The organism is Rhizobium sp. SG2393 (assembly GCF_042610495.1).
Classification (GTDB): domain Bacteria; phylum Pseudomonadota; class Alphaproteobacteria; order Rhizobiales; family Rhizobiaceae; genus RU20A.
In genome coordinates, this window is record NZ_JBHGAP010000002.1 from 282,194 (window position 1) to 300,467 (window position 18,274).

At 64.1% G+C, this 18,274-nt stretch carries 20 protein-coding genes and 1 tRNA gene; 10 read left to right on the plus strand and 11 right to left on the minus strand.

Features of this window, described 5'->3' with window-relative positions:
• Positions 1–11: 11 nt before the first annotated feature.
• From ACED18_RS10095 to ACED18_RS10105, 3 genes are all read right to left on the minus strand, one after another.
• Positions 12–1,004 (minus strand): BMP family protein, encoded by a 993-nt coding sequence (locus ACED18_RS10095; RefSeq protein WP_377291662.1) that lies wholly within the window; start codon positions 1,002–1,004, stop codon positions 12–14.
• A gap of 218 nt (positions 1,005–1,222) precedes the next feature.
• A complete protein-coding gene (gene msrA / locus ACED18_RS10100; RefSeq protein ID WP_377291664.1) occupies positions 1,223–1,870 on the minus strand; it encodes a peptide-methionine (S)-S-oxide reductase MsrA in 648 nt (215 codons plus the stop codon).
• A gap of 129 nt (positions 1,871–1,999) precedes the next feature.
• The gene (locus tag ACED18_RS10105; protein ID WP_377291666.1) at positions 2,000–2,338 is read right to left on the minus strand and encodes a hypothetical protein; all 339 of its coding nucleotides are present in this window, start codon (positions 2,336–2,338) and stop codon (positions 2,000–2,002) included.
• 306 nt (positions 2,339–2,644) lie between these two features.
• Between ACED18_RS10105 and ACED18_RS10110 the strand changes: the two genes are divergently transcribed.
• A tRNA-Ser gene (locus tag ACED18_RS10110) sits at positions 2,645–2,734 on the plus strand.
• Positions 2,735–2,875: 141 nt separating this feature from the next.
• Entirely contained in the window at positions 2,876–3,313 is a 438-nt protein-coding gene (locus tag ACED18_RS10115) for an Lrp/AsnC family transcriptional regulator (protein WP_377291668.1), read from the plus strand.
• Between the two features lie 106 nt (positions 3,314–3,419).
• On the opposite strand, the gene ACED18_RS10120 is transcribed toward ACED18_RS10115, so the two are convergent.
• The gene (locus ACED18_RS10120; RefSeq protein WP_377291670.1) at positions 3,420–4,793 is read right to left on the minus strand and encodes a sensor histidine kinase; all 1,374 of its coding nucleotides are present in this window, start codon (positions 4,791–4,793) and stop codon (positions 3,420–3,422) included.
• The gene (locus ACED18_RS10125; protein WP_377291672.1) at positions 4,790–5,449 is read right to left on the minus strand and encodes a response regulator; all 660 of its coding nucleotides are present in this window, start codon (positions 5,447–5,449) and stop codon (positions 4,790–4,792) included. Before ACED18_RS10125 ends, ACED18_RS10120 begins: the two co-directional genes overlap by 4 nt.
• Positions 5,450–5,640: 191 nt before the next feature.
• On the opposite strand from ACED18_RS10125, the gene ACED18_RS10130 reads away from it, so the two are divergent.
• Positions 5,641–5,907, plus strand: coding sequence for a PepSY domain-containing protein (locus tag ACED18_RS10130; protein ID WP_377291674.1), 267 nt, complete (start codon positions 5,641–5,643; stop codon positions 5,905–5,907).
• Positions 5,908–5,910: 3 nt separating this feature from the next.
• On the plus strand, positions 5,911–6,471 hold the full coding sequence (locus ACED18_RS10135; RefSeq protein ID WP_377291676.1) for a cytochrome b/b6 domain-containing protein: 561 nt from the start codon (positions 5,911–5,913) through the stop codon (positions 6,469–6,471).
• 140 nt (positions 6,472–6,611) lie between these two features.
• On the opposite strand, the gene ACED18_RS10140 is transcribed toward ACED18_RS10135, so the two are convergent.
• A complete protein-coding gene (locus tag ACED18_RS10140) occupies positions 6,612–8,258 on the minus strand; it encodes a phosphoethanolamine transferase (protein WP_377291678.1) in 1,647 nt (548 codons plus the stop codon).
• Between the two features lie 218 nt (positions 8,259–8,476).
• Between ACED18_RS10140 and ACED18_RS10145 the strand changes: the two genes are divergently transcribed.
• Positions 8,477–8,608, plus strand: a complete 132-nt coding sequence (locus ACED18_RS10145; protein ID WP_377291680.1) for a hypothetical protein — start codon at positions 8,477–8,479, stop codon at positions 8,606–8,608.
• 25 nt (positions 8,609–8,633) lie between these two features.
• On the opposite strand, the gene ACED18_RS10150 is transcribed toward ACED18_RS10145, so the two are convergent.
• Positions 8,634–9,431, minus strand: coding sequence for an IclR family transcriptional regulator (locus ACED18_RS10150; protein WP_377291682.1), 798 nt, complete (start codon positions 9,429–9,431; stop codon positions 8,634–8,636).
• A 195-nt stretch (positions 9,432–9,626) separates the two neighbouring features.
• Between ACED18_RS10150 and ACED18_RS10155 the strand changes: the two genes are divergently transcribed.
• Genes ACED18_RS10155 through ACED18_RS10165 form a run of 3 tightly spaced genes read left to right on the plus strand, consistent with a single transcriptional unit; the run spans position 9,627 to position 12,542 of the window.
• Positions 9,627–10,361 (plus strand): SDR family oxidoreductase, encoded by a 735-nt coding sequence (locus ACED18_RS10155; RefSeq protein WP_377291684.1) that lies wholly within the window; start codon positions 9,627–9,629, stop codon positions 10,359–10,361.
• A 24-nt stretch (positions 10,362–10,385) separates the two neighbouring features.
• On the plus strand, positions 10,386–11,228 hold the full coding sequence (locus ACED18_RS10160) for a fumarylacetoacetate hydrolase family protein (RefSeq protein WP_377291686.1): 843 nt from the start codon (positions 10,386–10,388) through the stop codon (positions 11,226–11,228).
• Between the two features lie 36 nt (positions 11,229–11,264).
• Entirely contained in the window at positions 11,265–12,542 is a 1,278-nt protein-coding gene (locus tag ACED18_RS10165) for an L-fuconate dehydratase (protein WP_377291688.1), read from the plus strand.
• Here the strand turns inward: ACED18_RS10165 and nth are convergent.
• On the minus strand, positions 12,532–13,290 hold the full coding sequence (gene nth, locus ACED18_RS10170) for an endonuclease III (protein WP_377291690.1): 759 nt from the start codon (positions 13,288–13,290) through the stop codon (positions 12,532–12,534). The genes ACED18_RS10165 and nth overlap by 11 nt on opposite strands.
• 45 nt (positions 13,291–13,335) lie before the next feature.
• Between nth and ACED18_RS10175 the strand changes: the two genes are divergently transcribed.
• Both ACED18_RS10175 and ACED18_RS10180 read left to right on the plus strand, forming a co-directional pair.
• Positions 13,336–13,830: a DUF2244 domain-containing protein gene (locus ACED18_RS10175; RefSeq protein ID WP_377291692.1), complete on the plus strand. Its 495-nt coding sequence runs from the start codon at positions 13,336–13,338 to the stop codon at positions 13,828–13,830.
• A gap of 85 nt (positions 13,831–13,915) precedes the next feature.
• The gene (locus tag ACED18_RS10180; protein ID WP_377291694.1) at positions 13,916–14,791 is read left to right on the plus strand and encodes a methylated-DNA--[protein]-cysteine S-methyltransferase; all 876 of its coding nucleotides are present in this window, start codon (positions 13,916–13,918) and stop codon (positions 14,789–14,791) included.
• A gap of 188 nt (positions 14,792–14,979) precedes the next feature.
• Here ACED18_RS10180 and ACED18_RS10185 read toward each other — a convergent pair whose 3' ends face one another.
• The 3 genes from ACED18_RS10185 to ACED18_RS10195 are packed head-to-tail and all read right to left on the minus strand — an operon-like array spanning position 14,980 to position 18,258.
• Entirely contained in the window at positions 14,980–15,615 is a 636-nt protein-coding gene (locus ACED18_RS10185; protein WP_377291696.1) for a 2,3-bisphosphoglycerate-dependent phosphoglycerate mutase, read from the minus strand.
• A gap of 25 nt (positions 15,616–15,640) precedes the next feature.
• Positions 15,641–16,459 (minus strand): 4-hydroxy-tetrahydrodipicolinate reductase, encoded by an 819-nt coding sequence (gene dapB / locus ACED18_RS10190; protein WP_377291698.1) that lies wholly within the window; start codon positions 16,457–16,459, stop codon positions 15,641–15,643.
• Entirely contained in the window at positions 16,456–18,258 is a 1,803-nt protein-coding gene (locus ACED18_RS10195; protein WP_377291700.1) for an ABC transporter ATP-binding protein, read from the minus strand. Before ACED18_RS10195 ends, dapB begins: the two co-directional genes overlap by 4 nt.
• Positions 18,259–18,274: the final 16 nt, after the last annotated feature.

Genomic DNA, 18,274 nt, shown 5'->3' on the forward strand with positions numbered 1-18,274 from the left:
CGACATGCCAATCAATAGGGGCAGGCTTCGTCCGTCATGTAGTCGTGGACCTGTACGGTGCCGGCAATGATGTCGGCCTTGGCCTTTTCGACGGCAGCCATCATCTCGGGCGTGATCAGCGCCTTGTTGTTGTCGTCGAGCGCGAAGCCGACGCCATCTTCCTTCAGGCCGAGCACGGAGATGCCGGGCTTGAACGTGTCGTCCTTGGCGCTCTTGAAGGCTTCGTAGACGGCGACATCGACGCGCTTCAGCATCGACGTCAGGACCTTGCCCGGATGCAGGCCGTTCTGGTTGGAATCGACGCCGATGCCGAGCTTGCCGGCGTCGGCAGCCGCCTGGAGAACGCCCACACCCGTGCCGCCGGCGGCGTGGTAGACGACGTCAGAGCCCTGGTCGATCTGCGACTTGGCGATTTCGCCACCCTTGACCGGGTCGTTCCAGGCATCCGGCGTGGTGCCGGTGAAGGCTTCGAGAACCTTCACGTCAGCGCCGGTCGACTTGGCGCCGCCGACATAGCCGCAGGAGAACTTGTGGATGAGCGGGATATCCATGCCGCCGACGAAGCTGACGGTCTTGGACTTGGAAGCAAGGCCGGCGAGAACGCCGACGAGGTAGGAACCTTCCTGCTCCTTGAAGACGACCGACTTCACGTTCGGCTTTTCGACGACCATGTCGATGATGGCGAACTTGGTGTCGGGATACTCGGCGGCGACCTTTTCAAGGGCCGCACCCCAGGAGAAGCCGGCCATCACGATCGGGTTGTTGCCGTCGCCGGCAAAGCGACGCAGCGCCTGTTCGCGCTGGGCGTCGTTGGCGATTTCGAATTCGCGGTATTCGATGCCGCTTTCGGTCTTGAACTTCTCGGCGCCATTGAAGGCCGCCTCGTTGAAGGATTTGTCGAACTTGCCGCCGAGATCGTAAATGATCGCCGGCTTGATGTCTGCCGCATAGGCGGTCGCCGACATCAAGGAGAAGGCAATGAGTCCGAGGAGGGATTTCTTCATCTTGCAGCCCTGTCGTTGCTATTGATCTTGCGGGGTCCTCCCGCAGACCTCTCTTCGGGAGGCCTGTCTGCGGAACTGTCCGACCGGTCGCCCGGGCAGACGCGCGGCATCCTTGCATGGCTCCCGGCAAAATTCACCCGGAATTTTCTCAGGCGGTCAAAAAAACGGAAGGGCCGCGCGGGGGGTGCCGCGCGGCCCTTTCAATGGCGATTTCGCGCCTAACCGATGCAGGCCACACCCGTTCCCTTCAGCCCGCAATAACCGCCGGGGTTCTTCGCGAGATACTGCTGATGGTAGGTTTCGGCATAATAGAACGGTCCGACGGGGGCGATTTCGGTGGTGATCTTCGCACCGAACCCCGCCGCGTCCAACGCCTTCTGATAGCCTGAAGCCGCCGCCCGCGCCGCATCGAGATCGGCATCATCGAGCGTGTAGATGGCGGAGCGATAGGTGCTGCCGACATCATTGCCCTGACGCATGCCCTGGGTCGGGTCGTGCTCCTCGAAGAACACCTTGAAGAGCGTCTCGAGCGACACCTCCGCAGGGTCATAGACCACCATCACCACCTCGGCATGGCCGGTGAGCCCCGTCGTGGTTTCCTGGTAGGTCGGGTTCGGCGTCAGGCCTCCGGAATAGCCGACCGCGGTCACGTAGACGCCGGGCAGCTGCCAGAAGAGACGCTCAGCACCCCAGAAGCATCCAAGACCGAGATAGATGGTCTTCAGGCCTTCGGGAAACGGGCCCTTCAGCGCCCGGCCGTTGACGAAGTGATGTTCGGCCGTCGGAATGGGGTCGGCGCGGCCCGGCAAAGCCGTCTCTGCCGTTGGCATCGCGGTCTTGCGATTGAAAAGGTCAGTCAGAAACATCGTCTTTCCTTCCTGCGCTGCGCGCATGCATCTGGCGGCGTCCGTCCTGCCGGGCGCGTCGCCATGTTTCGTGAATCGTTGTTCAGTCCGGCCGCCCATGGCCGTGCCGGCGACGGCCTGTCCTTGGCCTCAGGCGGCAGGCAGCCCGCTGAAGCGCGCCGATCGACGATAGCCGATGATCCAGAAGACCAAAGCCATCGCGAGCATGACGGCGGCGGCCGGGCGGGCCAGCAGCCACTGCACCGAGGCCGAGCCGAGATTGGCCCCGCTTTCGCCGAAAGCACCGGCCAGAGAGCCCGGCCATGCCGCCAGACGCGTTGCCAACGCGGGATCAAGCCCCGTCAACACATCGGCGAAACGAACGAAAACCGTGGCGCCTGCTGCGACGGACTGGATCGCATCCACGGTTGCCAGCAGAATGGCAGCCACGAGGGCAAGAAAACTGAAAAGCCTGAATAGGACGCGCATTCCGATGCTCCCCCGCATCTCTTGTGAAAGCCGCCGCCTTGCCCGGCAAAGATAGTGTCGCACCGGCCCGACTGCAATGCCTGCCGCACGGCCAGAACACCTGGACCAGCCGCCTGCTGCAACCCCAATCACACCCGCCGGCAACCATCGCCGCAAAACCGTTGCCCGACAACGCAAATTTCTCTCACAAAGCAGTTGATCCGCGCGCGCACCTCGGTATATACCGCGCCGGTCACGCCAACCGTGACAGGCGCAAGACAGCGCCACCCCCGCCTCGCACCAACCGGCGACAGCGGCTCTTCAGACGGACAGGTGGCCGAGTGGTTGAAGGCGCACGCCTGGAACGCGTGTATACGTGAAAGCGTATCGAGGGTTCGAATCCCTCTCTGTCCGCCACTTTCACCATTTGATCATTGCCTTCATCGAACAACGGCGAACACACTGTCGAACCCGGATCATGTGAACGCGACATGCGCGACGTTTCGGTTTGTTTGCGCTATGGATCGGTTGTGAATCGATCCACCACGGGGCGGCATTTTGGAAGCGGGCAAATACATTCCGGATGAGCTGGACCGGCGCATCATCGCGCATTTGCGGGTTGACGGGCGGGCGTCTCTTTCGAAGCTGTCGGAGGCGCTCGGCGTCGCGCGGGGGACGGTGCAGAACCGGCTCGACCGACTGATGGCAACGGGGACGCTGCTGGGTTTCACGGTGCGTGTGCGTGAGGATTACGATGCGCAGACCGTGCAGGCGATCATGATGATCGAGGTGGTCGGCAAGTCTACCAATCAGGTCATACGCCGGCTGCGCGGTCTGCCGGAGATCGTGTCCCTGCACACGACCAATGGCAACTGGGATCTGGTCGCCACGATCCGGGCGGCGAGCCTTGCGGATTTCGACCGGGTGCTGCGGGAAGTCCGGATGATCGACGGTGTTTCCAACAGCGAGACGAGCCTGCTGCTGTCCAGCACCTGACAGGACATTCGGAGCGCTGCCGGCACCGGTCGCGCGGCATTCTGCGCCCGTCTTCCAGACATCTCTCGTCCTTCAGATCTTCGATGCCGGGTCGCCCGCTTCCTGCTCAATCCGCCGTCGTTGTGGCAACCGCATCGGCTCCGCGAACAAAGCGGATGCGGGCTTCGAAGCCGTCCGCGCGGCCGGGCGCGGGCGAGGCAAGGTGCAGTTCGGCACGCATCTGCCGCAGGAGGCGATCGACAATCGAGAGGCCAAGGCCCGACCCTTGCGCCTGCGTGCGGCCGCGGCTGAAGCGGCGGCGGATGAGGGTCAGTTCCTCGGGCGACAGTGGCGGGCAGCCATTGGTAATCGACAGTGCCCCGTCTTCTTCCAGCCGGATCGTGACGGCTTCGTCGGCCGAACCATGGCGGACGGCGTTCTCGATGAGATTGCGCAGCGCTATGGCAAAGGCGTCGGGGTCGGCGGCTTCGAAGAGGCGGGCGCCCGGCGCGCGGCTGACCTCAAGGCGGCCCGGTTCATCGAGGCTGCGGCGAAAGTCGGTGACGACGAGATCGATGACCGGGACGAGGTCGATCGCGCGTTCGGCCGCGCCGATGCCGGCCTCGGCACGGGAAAGCTGGAGCAGCTTTTCCGTCAGGCCCGCAAGCCGGTTCAGTGCGCTTTCCACCTGCCGGGCACGTTCGCGGGCCGGCCCATCCTCCAGGAGCGCCACCAGAACCTCCGTCTGTGCCAGCGCGCCGGCAATCGGCGTGCGCAGCTCATGTGCGCTGTTGGAGGTGAACTCGCGCTCGGCGTCGAGCGCGGTGCGCAGGCGGGCGAGCAGGCCGTTGACGGAGGAGACGATGGGCTGCAACTCGCGTGGCAGACCGTCCGCCTCCATGTCGGCAAGATTGCCGCTGTCTTTCAGACCGATGGCGGCGCGAAGCTCGTCGACCGGCTCCATGACACGTCGCACGATCAGCCAGACCAGCAAAACGCTTCCGGGAACCAGCAGGAAGAGCGGGAGGAGCAGCGCCGCGGCACCTTCTCGCAGGGCCTCGCGACGATGGGAGAGCGGATCGGCAACCTGCACGAAGATGGTGTTGCTGATGGCGGCGAGCGTGTAGACGCGGTGGCCGTCACCATCCCAGAAGCCGCCCGAAAGTGGCGCATTGAAGGGTTTGCGCGCCTGATCGTGGGAGTGCATGAGCACCTTTCCCGTGGCATCGCGGACCTGGTAGGTGAGATATTCCTCTTCGCTGAGCGGCGCTGCCTGCTGGAAATTCAGCGGCCCCTGATCGTCGGGGCGCTGGTAGAGGTCATCGACGACGATCGGCAGCAGGCGCGCAGCGGTTTCCTGAAGCGCGCTGTCGAAAATCTCGCCGAATTCCTCCTGCATGACATGGGCGCCAAGGCCGGCGGCCGCCAGCCAGAAGCCGGTCAGCGTCGCCGTCAGCCAGACGACAAGGCGGCGGGCCATGCTTTTGTCGCTTGCCTTCATGCCTTGCCCATCCTGTAGCCGATGCCGCGCACGGTCTCGACAATATCCTTGCCGAGCTTCTTGCGCAGGCGGCTCACATAGACTTCGACCGTATTGCTTTCCACCTCCTGGCCAAAGGCGTAGAGCGCCTCTTCGATCTGCTGCTTGGAGATGATGGCACCCGGGCGGGCAACCAGCGCATCCAGCACCGCCCATTCGCGGCTGGACAGAACGATATCGGCGCCGGACAGTTGAACCGCGCGGTCCGCCGGGTGGATGGTCAATGCACCGATCACGATGACCGGCCGCGCCTGGCCGGCGTAGCGGCGTGCGACGGCGAGCATGCGCGCCGTCAGCTCGTCCAGATGGAAGGGTTTGACGAGATAGTCGTCCGCGCCGCTGTTCAGCCCTTCGATCCGGTCAGAGATCTGGTCATGCGCGGTCAGGATGATGACCGGGGTCGTCACGCCGCGAGCCCGCAGACCTTTCAACAGGGCGATACCGGAACCATCGGGCAGGCGCAGATCGAGAAGAACGAGGCTGTAGGAGGCCGTGCGGGCAGCAAGCTCTGCATCGGCAACGCCTTTCATCCAGTCGACCGCGTGACCGGCAGCCGCAACGTGGGCACGCACGGCATCCCCCAGGGTTTCATCGTCTTCGACCAGCAGAACGCGCACTGTGACACCTTTTCTCGCCGGCTTCGGATCTTCAACATCGCGCCGGCCGGGCTCGTCTTGTTTCGCGGGATTCTGACGGAGCGCTGAAGGGGCGCCAAGCGCTTTCTTCACGCCGCACACAGCCTTCAGCGGGTCGTCAGGAAGCTGGAGGAGAAAAGCATCATCACGTTCCAACCCCACGGAGACTTGCAATGAAGATCATATTCCCAACCCTTTCGGCTTGCCTTTTGCTCGCCGGCACCGCCGCCGCCTCCGAAAAATGCAGCGTGCCGATGGCAGACTGGCAGCCCCGCGAAGCGCTGCAGACCAAGCTTGAAGGCCAGGGCTGGACGGTCCGCTCGATCCGCAGCGAGGACGGCTGCTACGAAGCGTATGCCTTGAACGCCAAGGGCGAGAAGGTGGAGGCCTATTTCGATCCGAAGACCTTCGTCGCCGTCGACCTGAAGACCGAGGACTGAGCAATGTCCTCAGCATCCTCCACGCCATCGGGCACGATCCGGGTCTGGGATCCGCTGGTTCGGATCTTCCACTGGGGGCTCGCCGGCAGTTTCGCGCTCGCCTATGTGACGGCGGAAGACATCCGCGATGTGCATGAGGTCGCCGGCTATGTTGCCGGCGCCCTCATCGCCAGCCGGATCGTCATGGGCTTTGCGGGCTCGCCCTATGCCCGCTTCCGCCAGTTCGTGCGCAGCCCCGCTCATGTCGTCTCCTATGTCGGCAGCATGATCCGGCGCCGGGACCCCCGCTATATCGGCCACAATCCGCTGGGCGGGCTGATGGTGATGGCGCTCATCCTTGCCATGGCCGGCGTCGCGCTCACCGGCTGGCTACAGACCACGGACGCCTACTGGGGCGTGGAATGGGTGGAAGAGACCCACGAGGCGCTGGCAAACATGATGCTGGCGGCCGTCGCGCTGCATCTCTTCGGCGTCCTTTTCGAAAGCATCCGCCATCACGAGAACCTGGTCGGCGCGATGATTTCGGGGCGCAAGCGGGCGCCACGACCCGGCGACGTGCTGTAGAAACGCCCCTCAAAGACAAGGCAAAGCAGAAAGGCCATCGCTTTCCCCGGGGAGGCGATGGCCTTTTGCTTGCCTGTCACAATCGTTCCGAAGGCGGCACGGCCGGGGACGTGTGAACCGTCCCTCGCCGAGCCTGAACCTCAGGAATTCGCGCCTGTCCGGCAACCCGTCACGAGATCGAGATCCTTGTCTCGCACCGTGGTTTCAACATGCATCATGCCGAGCACGGTGTGGAAGATGTTGTCGTGCGAGATGTCGCCGGCGGCTTCCTTTGCGATGCAGGCCATGTCCATCTGCTTCTTTTCCGCATCACCGAACCACAGCAGGAAAGGCACGTGGGTTTGCTGGCTGGGAGCGATCATGTAGGGCGCGCCGTGGAGATAGACGCCGTATTCGCCAAGCGATTCGCCGTGGTCGGAGGCGTAGATCAGCGCGGGATCGAAGCGATCCTGGACGGCCTTCAGCCGGTCGATGATGCTGGAGATGATGTGGTCGGTGTAGAGGAGCGTATTGTCGTAGGCGTTCACCAGCTCCTCATGGGTGCAGTCGGCAAATTCAGCCGAGCGGCAGTCCGGCTTGAAGCGGCGGAACTCCTCGGGATAGCGGAGATAGTATGAGGGGCCATGGCTGCCGATCTGGTGGACGACGAGAACGGTGTCCTGCGTGATCGTGCCGATCCACTTGTCGATCTCCTTGAGGAACATGCCGTCCTGGCACTCGCCGTCCTTGCAGAAGGCAGGATCGTTCATGGCGGGGAAGCTAATCTCCTCGATGCGGGCGGCAACCTTGTAGCTGCCGGTGTTGTTGTCCCACCAGTTCACGTTCACGCCGGCATGGCGCAGCACATCGACGAGATTTTCCGTCTCGATGCCCTTGCGGTGCGTGTATTCGCTGCGGGTGTAGACGGAGAAGAGGCAGGGGATCGAGACGGCCGTGGACGTGCCGCAGCTCGTGGCATTGGGGAAATAGGTGATGTCCTGCTTCTTGAGCTCAGGCGTGGTTTCCCGGCTATAGCCGCTCATCGACCAGTTCTCGGCCCGCGCCGTTTCGCCGGCGACGATGACGACGAGGCGGGGCTTGCGGGCGGGAACGGCGGCGCCGAGCACCTTCGCATCGGTGCCGATCGGCTTGACGACGATATTGGCTTCCGAGCCCTTGCCGATCGCGAATTTCACCGCCGAGGCGATCGGGGTTACCGGGTTCAGCGTCTCGAACCAGTCGCGATGGATGCGGATCAGCGAGGCATACATGTAGGAATACTGGTAGGCGGCCGCACCGGCCAAGCCCAGGCAGGCGGCGATCGCGAGAAGATTGTGGAGCACCTTGCGCCCAAAGGTCCGGTGCTCGATGCGCACGATCGCGACGAGCAGAGCAGGAACGATGCCGAAGATCAGCATGTGCAGCACAAAGGCCGGCGTGATCAGGTGTCCGGCTTCCGCTGTATTCGTCTCGGCAGCGTTGCGGATCATTTCGGTGTCGACGATGATGCCGAGGTGATCCATGAACCAGGCTGCGGCCGCGCTGGCCAGGATCAGGAATATGAAAATGGGCTTGGTCAGGTATTTGACCGAAACGGCGATGCACGCAGCACTGAAAAGCCCCGCCATGCCAATGCCGAGCACGATCACCGCCAGCGTCTGGTCGGCCATGTAGCTCCAGGCCTTGGACCAGTACGTGTGGTTGGTCACGAACAACAGATAGAGGGCAACGAGAATCGACAGCGGGATGCTGGCGATGCGGGGCCTGAAACCCGAGGTGGTTCGGCCGGCCATGGTGGGCGAATACAAGGCGTCTGTCTCCTGACATGCGACCGGACCCTGCCGATCTGACAGCCCCGAGTCTGAAGCTCGTGCTGATGCGCTCGCTTCCTGACACGAAGCTGAAGAGCAGAAGAGAAGTTTCGGGATCCGGCACATACGGCCATCCGGACAGGATTCAGGTTCGCGTCAGCCTAGCCTTGGAGAAGACAGCCACCTCATCCGGAATGCGTGCCAGGAAATCAACGGTGAAAACCATCCATCTCGGCCCCCTGCTCATCGGCTTCCTGATCCTGTCGGTGCTGGCAATCCCCGCCGTCAGACATGGCGGGGACGGGCCGCAGACGCTACGGGCGGATGTGACGCTGATGCGCCGCTGACCTTCGAGGTGCGGTGCGGGACGCTCTACAAGGGGCTCGTTCCAACGACATCTTCCGCACCGGACATCACCGACAGGGCCCGGCTGGCCGCCTTGAGGGCGGTGACGGCTCCCTCCATGTCGGGAGCATCGGGCACGTTGATCAGTGGAAGATAGGGGATCGTGAGTGCAGCGATCGCCTTGCCATCGGCACCCAGCACAGGGGTCGAAAGATTTGTGACACCAGCGGTCTGGGCGCTCGGCATGCGCTCGTGACCTTCAGCGCGGACCGCCTCCAGCCTGTCGAAGAAGGACGCGTCGATCCCCCACCCGTGGGCGCGATTGCCAAGATGCTCGGCGATCATGCGCTCGCGCTCCCGCTGGGAGCGGAACGCCAGGAGGACATGGCCGGAGCCCGTGTCGAAGAGGCCGATTCGCGAGCCGACGCGGATGGAGATGCCCCAGTAGCCGGGCGCCTCCTGCTGTGCGACCACAACCGGATTTCCTCGATCAAAGACGACAAGCTGGTTGGCCTGACGTGTCGCTTCGGCGAGATCGCGCATGACAGGGACGGCAAAGGAGGTCAGCCGGCGGATCGGCGCATGCCGCTGGGCAAGGCCGAAAAGCTTCAGGGACAGGGCGAATCGATCGCCGTCCATCCGGCTTACGTAACCACGTTTCACCAGCCGGTCGAGCATGCGGTAGAATTCGCTGGCGCCCCTGTCCAGCCGCTTGGCAATTTCGGCCTGGGTGAGGCCGGCCTCCTCCTCCGCCAGCAGTTCGAGGATATCAAGTCCCTTGTCGAGGGCTGGCGCGCGGTAGCGATCGCTGTCGTTTTCGCTCATGGTTCCCTCTCCGCACTTGACTACTGATGAATAAATGTTTTGTATATGAATGAACGGGCGGCACGCAAGAGGCTGCTTAAAGGGAGGAAGATCGGCTGGCGGGGCACGCGGAAACGCGCGCCTGATCGGCACTATCGTCCTTCGTCATTTCCGGAACACGGCGTGCCGCCGGACATTCGCCAGAAGGAGCCTTCCATGTCGATTTCGCTTGCCAACAAGCGTGTGCTTGTCACGGCCGCCGGCCAAGGGATTGGCCGCGCCAGTGCACTGGCCTTTGCCCGCGCCGGCGCATCGGTCGTTGCAACGGACATCAATGCGGCGGCGCTGGCGACGCTGGACGGCGAAGCAGGCATCACGACGCGCATCCTCGATGTTCTCAAGGATGAAGCGGTGACGGCCGTCGTGTCCGAAACCGGCCCCTTCGACGTGCTCTTCAACTGCGCCGGCTTCGTGCATGCCGGCTCGATCCTGGAGATGAGCGACAAGGATCTCGATTTCGCCTTCGATCTCAATGTCCGCGCCATGATCCGCGTCATCCGCGCCGTGCTGCCGGCCATGCTGGAGAAGAAGGACGGGTCGATCATCAACATGGCTTCGGTGGCTTCCAGCGTGAAGGGCGTGCCGAACCGCTGCGCCTATACCGTCACCAAGGCCGCCGTCGTGGGGCTGACCAAATCGGTCGCCGCCGACTATGTCGGCCAGGGCATTCGCTGCAACGCCATCTGCCCGGGCACCGTCGAAAGCCCCTCGCTGCAGGACCGCATGAAGGCGCAGGGCGACTACGATGCGGCACGCGCCGCCTTCATCGCCCGCCAGCCCATGGGCCGCCTCGGCACGCCCGAGGAAATCGCCGACCTTGCCGTCTATCTCGCCGGCGCCACCTATACCTCCGGCCAGGCCTACGCCATCGATGGCGGCTGGACGATCTGATCTTTCTCTTCAAAGGACATTGCCATGAAGCTCACCCGTGTCGGCCTTCCCGGCCAGGAAAAGCCCGCCCTCGTGGACAGGGACGGCAAGCTGCGCGACCTCTCCGCCCATGTCTCCGATATTGGCGGCGCGGCGATCTCGCCTGAAGGCCTTGCCCGCATCGCGGCGCTCGATCCGGCGAGCCTGCCGGAACTTGAGGCCGGCCGTTTCGGCCCCTGCGTTGCCGGCACCGGCAAGTTCATCTGCATCGGCCTCAACTATTCCGACCACGCTGCCGAAAGCGGCATGGCCGTTCCGCCGGAGCCCGTCATCTTCATGAAGGCCACGTCGGCCATTTGCGGTCCGGATGACGATGTGCTGATCCCGCGCGGCTCGGAGAAGACCGACTGGGAAGTCGAGCTCGGCGTCGTCATCGGCAAGACCGCGAAATACGTCTCGGAGGCCGAGGCGCTGGATTATGTTGCCGGCTACTGCGTCGTGCACGATGTCTCCGAGCGCGCCTTCCAGCTCGAGCATGCGGGACAGTGGACCAAGGGCAAGTCCTCCGACACCTTCGGCCCGATCGGCCCCTGGCTGGTGACGAAGGACGAGGTTGCCGACCCGCAGGCGCTCGACATGTGGCTCGCGGTCAATGGCGAGACCATGCAGAACGGCTCCACCAAGACCATGGTCTACGGCGTCGCCTTCCTCGTCTCCTACCTCAGCCGCTTCATGTCGCTGCAGCCGGGCGACATCATCTCCACCGGTACGCCGCCGGGCGTCGGCATGGGCCAGAAGCCGCCGCGCTACCTGAAGGCGGGCGATGTCGTCGCGCTCGGCATTGCGGGCCTTGGACAGCAGAAGCAGACGCTGCGCAACGACGCCTGACGGCGCCAGAAGAAAGCCAGCCCCGGGGGGAGCAGAATGACCGTCATCACGAGCCTCAAGTCCATCGACCTTCGCTTTCCGACATCGGCAAGTCTCGATGGATCGGATGCCATGAATCCGGATCCGGATTACTCGGCAGCCTACGTCATCCTCGGCACGGATGCGCCCGGGCTGGAAGGCCATGGCCTGACCTTCACGATCGGTCGCGGCAACGACATCTGCTGCGCCGCGATCAACGCGATGAAGCATCTCGTGGTGGGGCTCGATCTCGACTGGGTGGCCGAAAATCCCGGTCGCTTCTGGCGGCACGTGACGAGCGACAGCCAGCTGCGGTGGATCGGGCCGGACAAGGGCGCCATGCATCTGGCCACCGGCGCGGTCGTCAATGCCGTCTGGGATCTGCTTGCGAAAAAGGCCGGCAAGCCGGTCTGGCGCCTGGTGGCCGAAATGAGCCCGGAGGAGATCGTCTCGATCGTCGATTTCCGCTACCTCACCGATGCCCTGACGCCGGAGGAGGCGCTTGCCATCCTGCGCAAGGCCGAACCCGGCAAGGCAGAGCGCATGGCGATCCTCGAAAAGGAAGGCTACGCCTGCTACACGACGTCGGCCGGCTGGCTCGGCTATGACGACGAGAAGCTGCGGCGGCTGGCGCAGGAAGCGGTCGACGAGGGCTTCACCCACATCAAGATGAAGGTCGGCCGCGATCTCGAGGACGACAAGCGGCGGCTGCGCATCTGCCGCGAGGTGATCGGCTACGACCGCTTCATGATGATCGATGCCAATCAGGTCTGGGAGGTCAACCAGGCCATCGACTGGGTGAAGGAGCTTGCCGTCTACAAGCCCTTCTTCATCGAGGAGCCGACGAGCCCCGACGACGTCTTCGGCCACCGCAAGATCCGCGAGGCCGTGGCGCCAGTGAAGGTCGCGACCGGCGAAATGTGCCAGAACCGCATCGTCTTCAAGCAGATGATCGCCAATGGCGCCATCGACATCGTGCAGATCGACAGCTGCCGCATGGGCGGGCTGAACGAGGTGCTCGGCGTTCTCCTGATGGCGGCGAAATTCGGCCTGCCGGTCTGGCCGCATGCCGGTGGCGTGGGGCTTTGCGAATATGTGCAGCATCTGTCGATGATCGACTACGTCGCCGTCTCCGGCAGCAAGGAGGGGCGTGTGATCGAGTATGTCGATCACCTGCACGAGCATTTCATCGAACCCTGCCGGATCGAGAATGCCGCCTACATGCCGCCGCGCCTGCCGGGTTTCTCGATCGAGATGAGGCCGGAATCGATCGCCGCCAACCAGTTCAAGGGGTGACGGTTTCGTTCGTGGACGTGCCCGCGCCGCTATCCTCCAGGGGAACGAGCGGCGCGGGCACGTCCACGGTCTTTTCCGGCGACTTGCAGATGTCGGCGATCACGCAGGCCGGACAGTCCGGCTTGCGGGCCTTGCAGACATAGCGGCCGTGCAGGATCAGCCAGTGATGGGCGTGGAAAAGGTAAAGGTCGGGAATGACCTTGAGAAGCGCCTGCTCCACCGCGTCGGGGGTCTTGCCGGGCGCGAGCTTCAGGCGGTTGGCAATGCGGAAGATGTGGGTATCGACCGCCATTGTCGCCTGGCCGAAGGCCATGGAGAGCACGACATTGGCCGTCTTTCGCCCGACACCGGGCAATGTCACCAGTTCCTCGCGCGTCTGCGGCACTTCTCCGCCGAAATCGCGCACCAGCTTCTCGCTCAGGGCGATGACGTTCTTCGCCTTGTTGCGGAAGAGGCCGATGGTCTTGATGTAGTCGCGAACCTGATCTTCCCCGAGCGCCAGCATCTTCTCCGGCGTATCGGCGACGGCAAACAGCGCGCGCGTCGCCTTGTTCACGCCCGCATCGGTCGCCTGCGCCGACAGCGCCACCGCCACGACGAGCGTGAAGGGATTGACGTGTTCCAGCTCGCCCTTCGGCTCCGGCCGCTGGATGGAGAAGCGGCGGAAGATCTCGGCGATCTCCTCCCTGGTGTAGGCGCTGCGAACCCGCCGGCGGGGCGCAGATTGCGACTTTCTGACCGTCGTCAACTTTTCATCTTTCCGTTTTCCCGATGTCACCTATAGTCGTCGGCCATGGACGAGCGCAATGGAGAGATCACCGTCAACGAGGTGCCGGTCTTTCAGGCCGAGCTGACACCCTATCGCTCGCTCGGCAGACGCGGCTACACGGTCTTCTTCGCCATTGCCGGTGCCCTGACCGCAATCCACCTTTTCATCTTCTTCGGGCTCGGCGCCTGGCCGATCATGGTCTTCTTCGGGCTGGATTTCCTGCTGCTCTACGGCGCCTTCTGGCTCTCCTACCGTTCGGCGCGCGCCCGCGAGGAGGTGAGCCTGTCGCGCACGGATCTGTCGATCCGCAAGATCTCGCCGGCGGGCCGCATCACCGAGCACCGCTTCGTTCCCTTCTGGACGCGCTTCAACGTGAACCGCCACACGGAAATCGGCATCGTTTCCATGTGGGTGTCCGGTCAGGGCCGCAGCACCGATATCGGCTCCTTCCTCAATGCCGACGACCGGGAGAGTTTCGCCAAGGCCTTTTCAGGCGCACTCGCCACCGTGAAGCGCTAGACGCTCGCAGGTGCAGGTTTCGGGTGGCATGGCCTCCCGCTTTGGTGTCTGTTCATCCCAGATCCGAGACGAAGCAGAGACCGCCATGACCATCGTTCCCACCATCGAAGCCGAAATCACGCCCGCGGGTGCCGACTACGAGGTCGTGCGCCGGGTGATCGAGCGGCTGACGGAGGACTACCGCACCCAGCCGCAGCTTGACGATCTCGCCGCCGAACTCGGCCTGTCGCCGACGCAATTGCAGAAGACCTTCACGCGCTGGGCTGGCCTGTCGCCCAAGGCCTTCCTGCAGGCGGTGACGCTGGATCATGCCCGGCGGCTGATGCGTGACGAGAACCTGCCGCTGCTCGAAACAAGCCTCGAACTCGGTTTGTCGGGGCCGGGACGCCTGCACGATCTTTTCGTCACCCACGAGGCCATGTCGCCGGGCGAATGGAAGGCGCGCGGCGCAGGTCTCACGATCCGCTACGGCTTCCACGATTCCCCCTTCGGCATTGCCGTCGTCATGGCAACCGATCGCGGGCTGGCGGGTCTTGCCTTTGCCGATCAGGGGGGCGAGCAGGCGGCCTTCGAGGACATGGCCATCCGCTGGCCGAATGCCCGCTTCGAACAGGATCAGGCCGCCACGGCGCCCTATGCGGTGCGCGTCTTCCATCCGGACCGCTGGCGGGCGGAGGCGCCGCTGCGCGTGGTGCTGATCGGTTCGGATTTCCAGATCCGCGTCTGGCAGGCGCTCTTGAAAATCCCCTTCGGCCGTGCCGTCACCTATTCCGACATCGCCTGCGATATCGGCCAGCCGACCGCCTCACGCGCCGTGGGTGCTGCCGTCGGCCGCAACCCCATCTCCTTCGTCGTTCCCTGCCACCGCGCGCTCGGCAAATCCGGGGCGCTGACGGGCTATCACTGGGGGCTGACGCGCAAGCGGGCGATTCTCGGGTGGGAGACGGCACAGGCGGGGTAGGAATACAGCGCGGTCGGAGGGAAGACCCCTCACGCTGCCCTCTCCCGGAGAGGAGATGAGACGAGTGCCTCAAGCATCGGCATCATCAAAGGCGTGCGCTCACGACGTTGGCTCTTCTCCCCTCGGGGAGAAGATGCCGGCAGGCGGATGAGGGGGCGTTCCCCCTCATCTCAATGCGTCATCAGCGCTCAATGCGCGCCGGACATGTCGCCGAGGACTTCCTTGGACGCGACGGTGGAGTCGGCCTTCAGCTTGTAGACCATGGGAACGCCGGTCGCGAGGTTGACCGAGAGGATCTGTTCGCGGTCGAGGCGATCGAGCACCATCAGCAGCGAGCGCAGCGAATTGCCGTGGGCGGCGACCAGCACCTTCTGGCCGGCGAGAACGCGCGGCAGGATTTCGGTCATGTAATAGGGCCAGACGCGGGCGCCGGTGTCCTTGAGGCTTTCGCCGCCCGGGGGCGGAACGTCATAGGAGCGGCGCCAGACATGCACCTGCTCCTCGCCCCACTTGGCGCGGGCGTCGTCCTTGTTGAGGCCGGAGAGATCGCCGTAGTCCCGCTCGTTGAGCGCCTGGTTGCGGATCGTCTCGAGGCCGGACTGGCCGACGCCGTCGAGGATGATCTGGCAGGTGCGCTGGGCGCGCTTCAGGTCGGAGGTAAACGCGATGTCGAACCGGATGCCGTAGTCCGCGAGCGCCTTGGCGCCGGCAGTCGCTTCGGTAACGCCGAGATCGGTCAGATCCGGGTCACGCCAGCCGGTGAAGAGGTTCTTCAGGTTCCAATCACTCTGTCCGTGGCGTACGAGGACAAGGGTTCCGCTCATGTCTGCTTCCTCTGGCTAGGTTGGGTCAGGCGAGCCCGAGCACGTCGAGCATCGAATAGAAACCGGGCTTTGCGCCCCGCGCCCAGAGCGCTGCCGTGACGGCGCCGCGGGCGAAGATGGAACGGTCGGTGGCGCTGTGGGAGAGTGTCACGATCTCGCCCTCGCCGGCCAGCAGAACGGAATGCTCGCCGATGACAGAGCCACCGCGCAGCGTGGCAAAGCCGATCGTGCCGGCTTCGCGCGGGCCCGTATGGCCATCACGCACGCGCACAGAGTGGTCGGCAAGCGCGATGCAGCGCCCCTTTGCGGCGGCTTCACCGAGCAGAAGTGCGGTGCCGGAGGGCGCATCCACCTTGTGGCGATGGTGCATCTCGACGATTTCGATGTCCCAGGCATCGGGCGAGAGCGCGCGCGCCGCCTGCTCGGTCAGCACGCCGAGCAGATTGACCCCGAGACTCATATTGCCGGACTTGACGATGCGGGCATGGCGGGCAGCGGCCTTGAAGGCAGCCTCGTGCTCGGCCCCGCAGCCCGTGGTGCCGATGACATGGACGATGCGGGCCTGGGCCGCGAGTTCGGAGAAGGCGACGGAAGCGGCGGGGGCCGTAAAATCCAGCACGCCTTCGGCGTCCACGAAGGCTTCCAGCGGCCGATCGGTGATGGCGACACCGTTTTCACCGAGGCCGGCCAGCGCACCGGCATCCTTGCCGATGAAAGGAGAGCCCTCGCGCTCCACGGCAGCGTGCAGCGTGACGCCCGGCATGGCGGCAATGGTGCGGATCAGCGTCTGGCCCATGCGGCCGGCGGCACCGACGACGACGAGCTTCATGTCCGGAGCGCTCATGGCGTGATGCTTCCTTCTGACGGGATATCGTCAAGGAGGGACGACTGCCCCTGCAGATTGTTGAGACGAGCGTAAAGACCGCCCGGCTGGCGCGCAAGCTGCTCGTGCGTGCCTTCCTCGACCACCAGGCCGTCGCGCATGACGACGATCTTGTCAGCCTTGACGACGGTGGAGAGACGGTGGGCGATAACGATCACGGTACGGCCCTTCATGGCCGCGTCGAGCGCCTTCTGCACAGCGGCTTCCGATTCGGTGTCGAGCGCCGATGTCGCCTCGTCCAGAAGCAGGATCGGCGCACCGCGGACCAGCGCGCGGGCGATGGACAGGCGCTGGCGCTGGCCGCCCGACAGGGTCGAGCCGTGCTCGCCGACCGGCGTGTCATAGCCCTGCGGCTGGGCAAGGATGAAATCGTGGGCGTAGGCGAGACGGGCGGCTTCTTCCACCTCGGCGTCGGTCGCTTCCGGCCGGCCATAGCGGATATTGTCTCGGATCGTGCCCTCGAAAAGATAGGGCTGCTGCGAGACATAGGCGAGGCCCTGGCGGAGCGACTGCTTCGTGATCGTCGCGATGTCCTGCCCGTCGATGAGGATCTGGCCGCCCATCGGATCGTAAAAACGCGGGATCAGGCTGATGACGGTGGATTTGCCGGCGCCGGAGGGACCGACAAGCGCCGTCGTCTTTCCGCCTTCCGCCACGAAGTTCACGCCGCGCAGAACCTGTTCGCTGTTGGCATAGGAAAATTTGACGTCGCGAAACTCGATTTTGGCCTGTGTGACAGCCAGGTCGCGGGCGTCGTCCTTGTCACGATGGAGGGGCTCGGTGTCGAGAATTTCATAGATCATGCGCGCGTTGACGACAGCGCGCTCCAACTGCACCTGCAGACGGGCCAGACGGCGGGCGGGCTCGTAGGCCATCAGCAGGGCCGTGACGAAGGCAAAGAACGCGCCGGGCTGAACGCCGGCATAGATGGAGCGGAAGGCCGCATATGCGAGCACGCTGGAGATGGCGAGACCGGCAAAGGTTTCCGTCATTGGAGCGGTGCGCTCGCTGAGGCGCGCGATGCGGTTGGCGCGGTTTTCGGCATAGTCGATGATCGAGGAAACCTTGCGACGCAATTCATCTTCCATCGTGAACGCCTTCACGATGGTGATGCCCTGGATCGTTTCCTGCATGGCGCCGAGCACGCGGCTGTTGATCTCGACGGCCTCTCGCGTTGCTGACCGCAGACGACGCGACACGTAACGCAGACCGATGACGAGTGGCGGTGCGATGACGAAGACGATGATCGTCAGCAGCCAGTCCTTGCTGACCATGACGCCGATCAGCGCAACGAGCGTCAGGAGATCGCGGGCAATGGATGTGACTGTCAGGTTCAACACGTCACGAATGCCGGTGACGTTCTGGCTGATCTGGGCGGCAAGCTGGGCCGACCGCGTGTTGTTGTAATAGCCGACGTTCAGCGCCATGAGATGCGTGTAGAGCCGGCTCTGGTAGCGGGCGACGATGTTGTTGCCGATCTTCGACAGTTGCACCGTCTGCGCATAGGTTGCGAAGCCGCGGATCACGAAGGCCAGGAAGATGCCGCCGCAGATCAGCAGCACCATGTCGGCCCGCTTGTTGGCAAAGGCTTCATTGACAACGGATTCCATGATCCAGGCCGTGAAGGCCGTCGAGCCCGCGATGATAATGAGAGCGGCGATGGCATAGACGTAGCCTCGCAGATGATCACGCGCGTTTTCTGCGACGACCCGCTTGAGGATGCTGGTCACCGTATCCGTGTCGAGGTGCTGTTGCTGCATTCTTCCGGTGGCTTTC

Bases quoted from the DNA above. Each gene is read 5' to 3' on its own strand.
- ACED18_RS10095 (WP_377291662.1), bottom strand. From the start codon at position 1,004: ATGAAGAAATCCCTCCTCGGACTCATTGCCTTCTCCTTGATGTCGGCG.
- msrA (WP_377291664.1), bottom strand. From the start codon at position 1,870: ATGTTTCTGACTGACCTTTTCAATCGCAAGACCGCGATGCCAACGGCA.
- ACED18_RS10105 (WP_377291666.1), bottom strand. From the start codon at position 2,338: ATGCGCGTCCTATTCAGGCTTTTCAGTTTTCTTGCCCTCGTGGCTGCC.
- ACED18_RS10120 (WP_377291670.1), bottom strand. From the start codon at position 4,793: ATGAAGGCAAGCGACAAAAGCATGGCCCGCCGCCTTGTCGTCTGGCTG.
- ACED18_RS10130 (WP_377291674.1), top strand. From the start codon at position 5,641: ATGAAGATCATATTCCCAACCCTTTCGGCTTGCCTTTTGCTCGCCGGC.
- ACED18_RS10135 (WP_377291676.1), top strand. From the start codon at position 5,911: ATGTCCTCAGCATCCTCCACGCCATCGGGCACGATCCGGGTCTGGGAT.
- ACED18_RS10150 (WP_377291682.1), bottom strand. From the start codon at position 9,431: ATGAGCGAAAACGACAGCGATCGCTACCGCGCGCCAGCCCTCGACAAG.
- ACED18_RS10155 (WP_377291684.1), top strand. From the start codon at position 9,627: ATGTCGATTTCGCTTGCCAACAAGCGTGTGCTTGTCACGGCCGCCGGC.
- ACED18_RS10160 (WP_377291686.1), top strand. From the start codon at position 10,386: ATGAAGCTCACCCGTGTCGGCCTTCCCGGCCAGGAAAAGCCCGCCCTC.
- ACED18_RS10165 (WP_377291688.1), top strand. From the start codon at position 11,265: ATGACCGTCATCACGAGCCTCAAGTCCATCGACCTTCGCTTTCCGACA.
- ACED18_RS10175 (WP_377291692.1), top strand. From the start codon at position 13,336: ATGGACGAGCGCAATGGAGAGATCACCGTCAACGAGGTGCCGGTCTTT.
- ACED18_RS10180 (WP_377291694.1), top strand. From the start codon at position 13,916: ATGACCATCGTTCCCACCATCGAAGCCGAAATCACGCCCGCGGGTGCC.
- ACED18_RS10185 (WP_377291696.1), bottom strand. From the start codon at position 15,615: ATGAGCGGAACCCTTGTCCTCGTACGCCACGGACAGAGTGATTGGAAC.
- dapB (WP_377291698.1), bottom strand. From the start codon at position 16,459: ATGAGCGCTCCGGACATGAAGCTCGTCGTCGTCGGTGCCGCCGGCCGC.
- ACED18_RS10195 (WP_377291700.1), bottom strand. From the start codon at position 18,258: ATGCAGCAACAGCACCTCGACACGGATACGGTGACCAGCATCCTCAAG.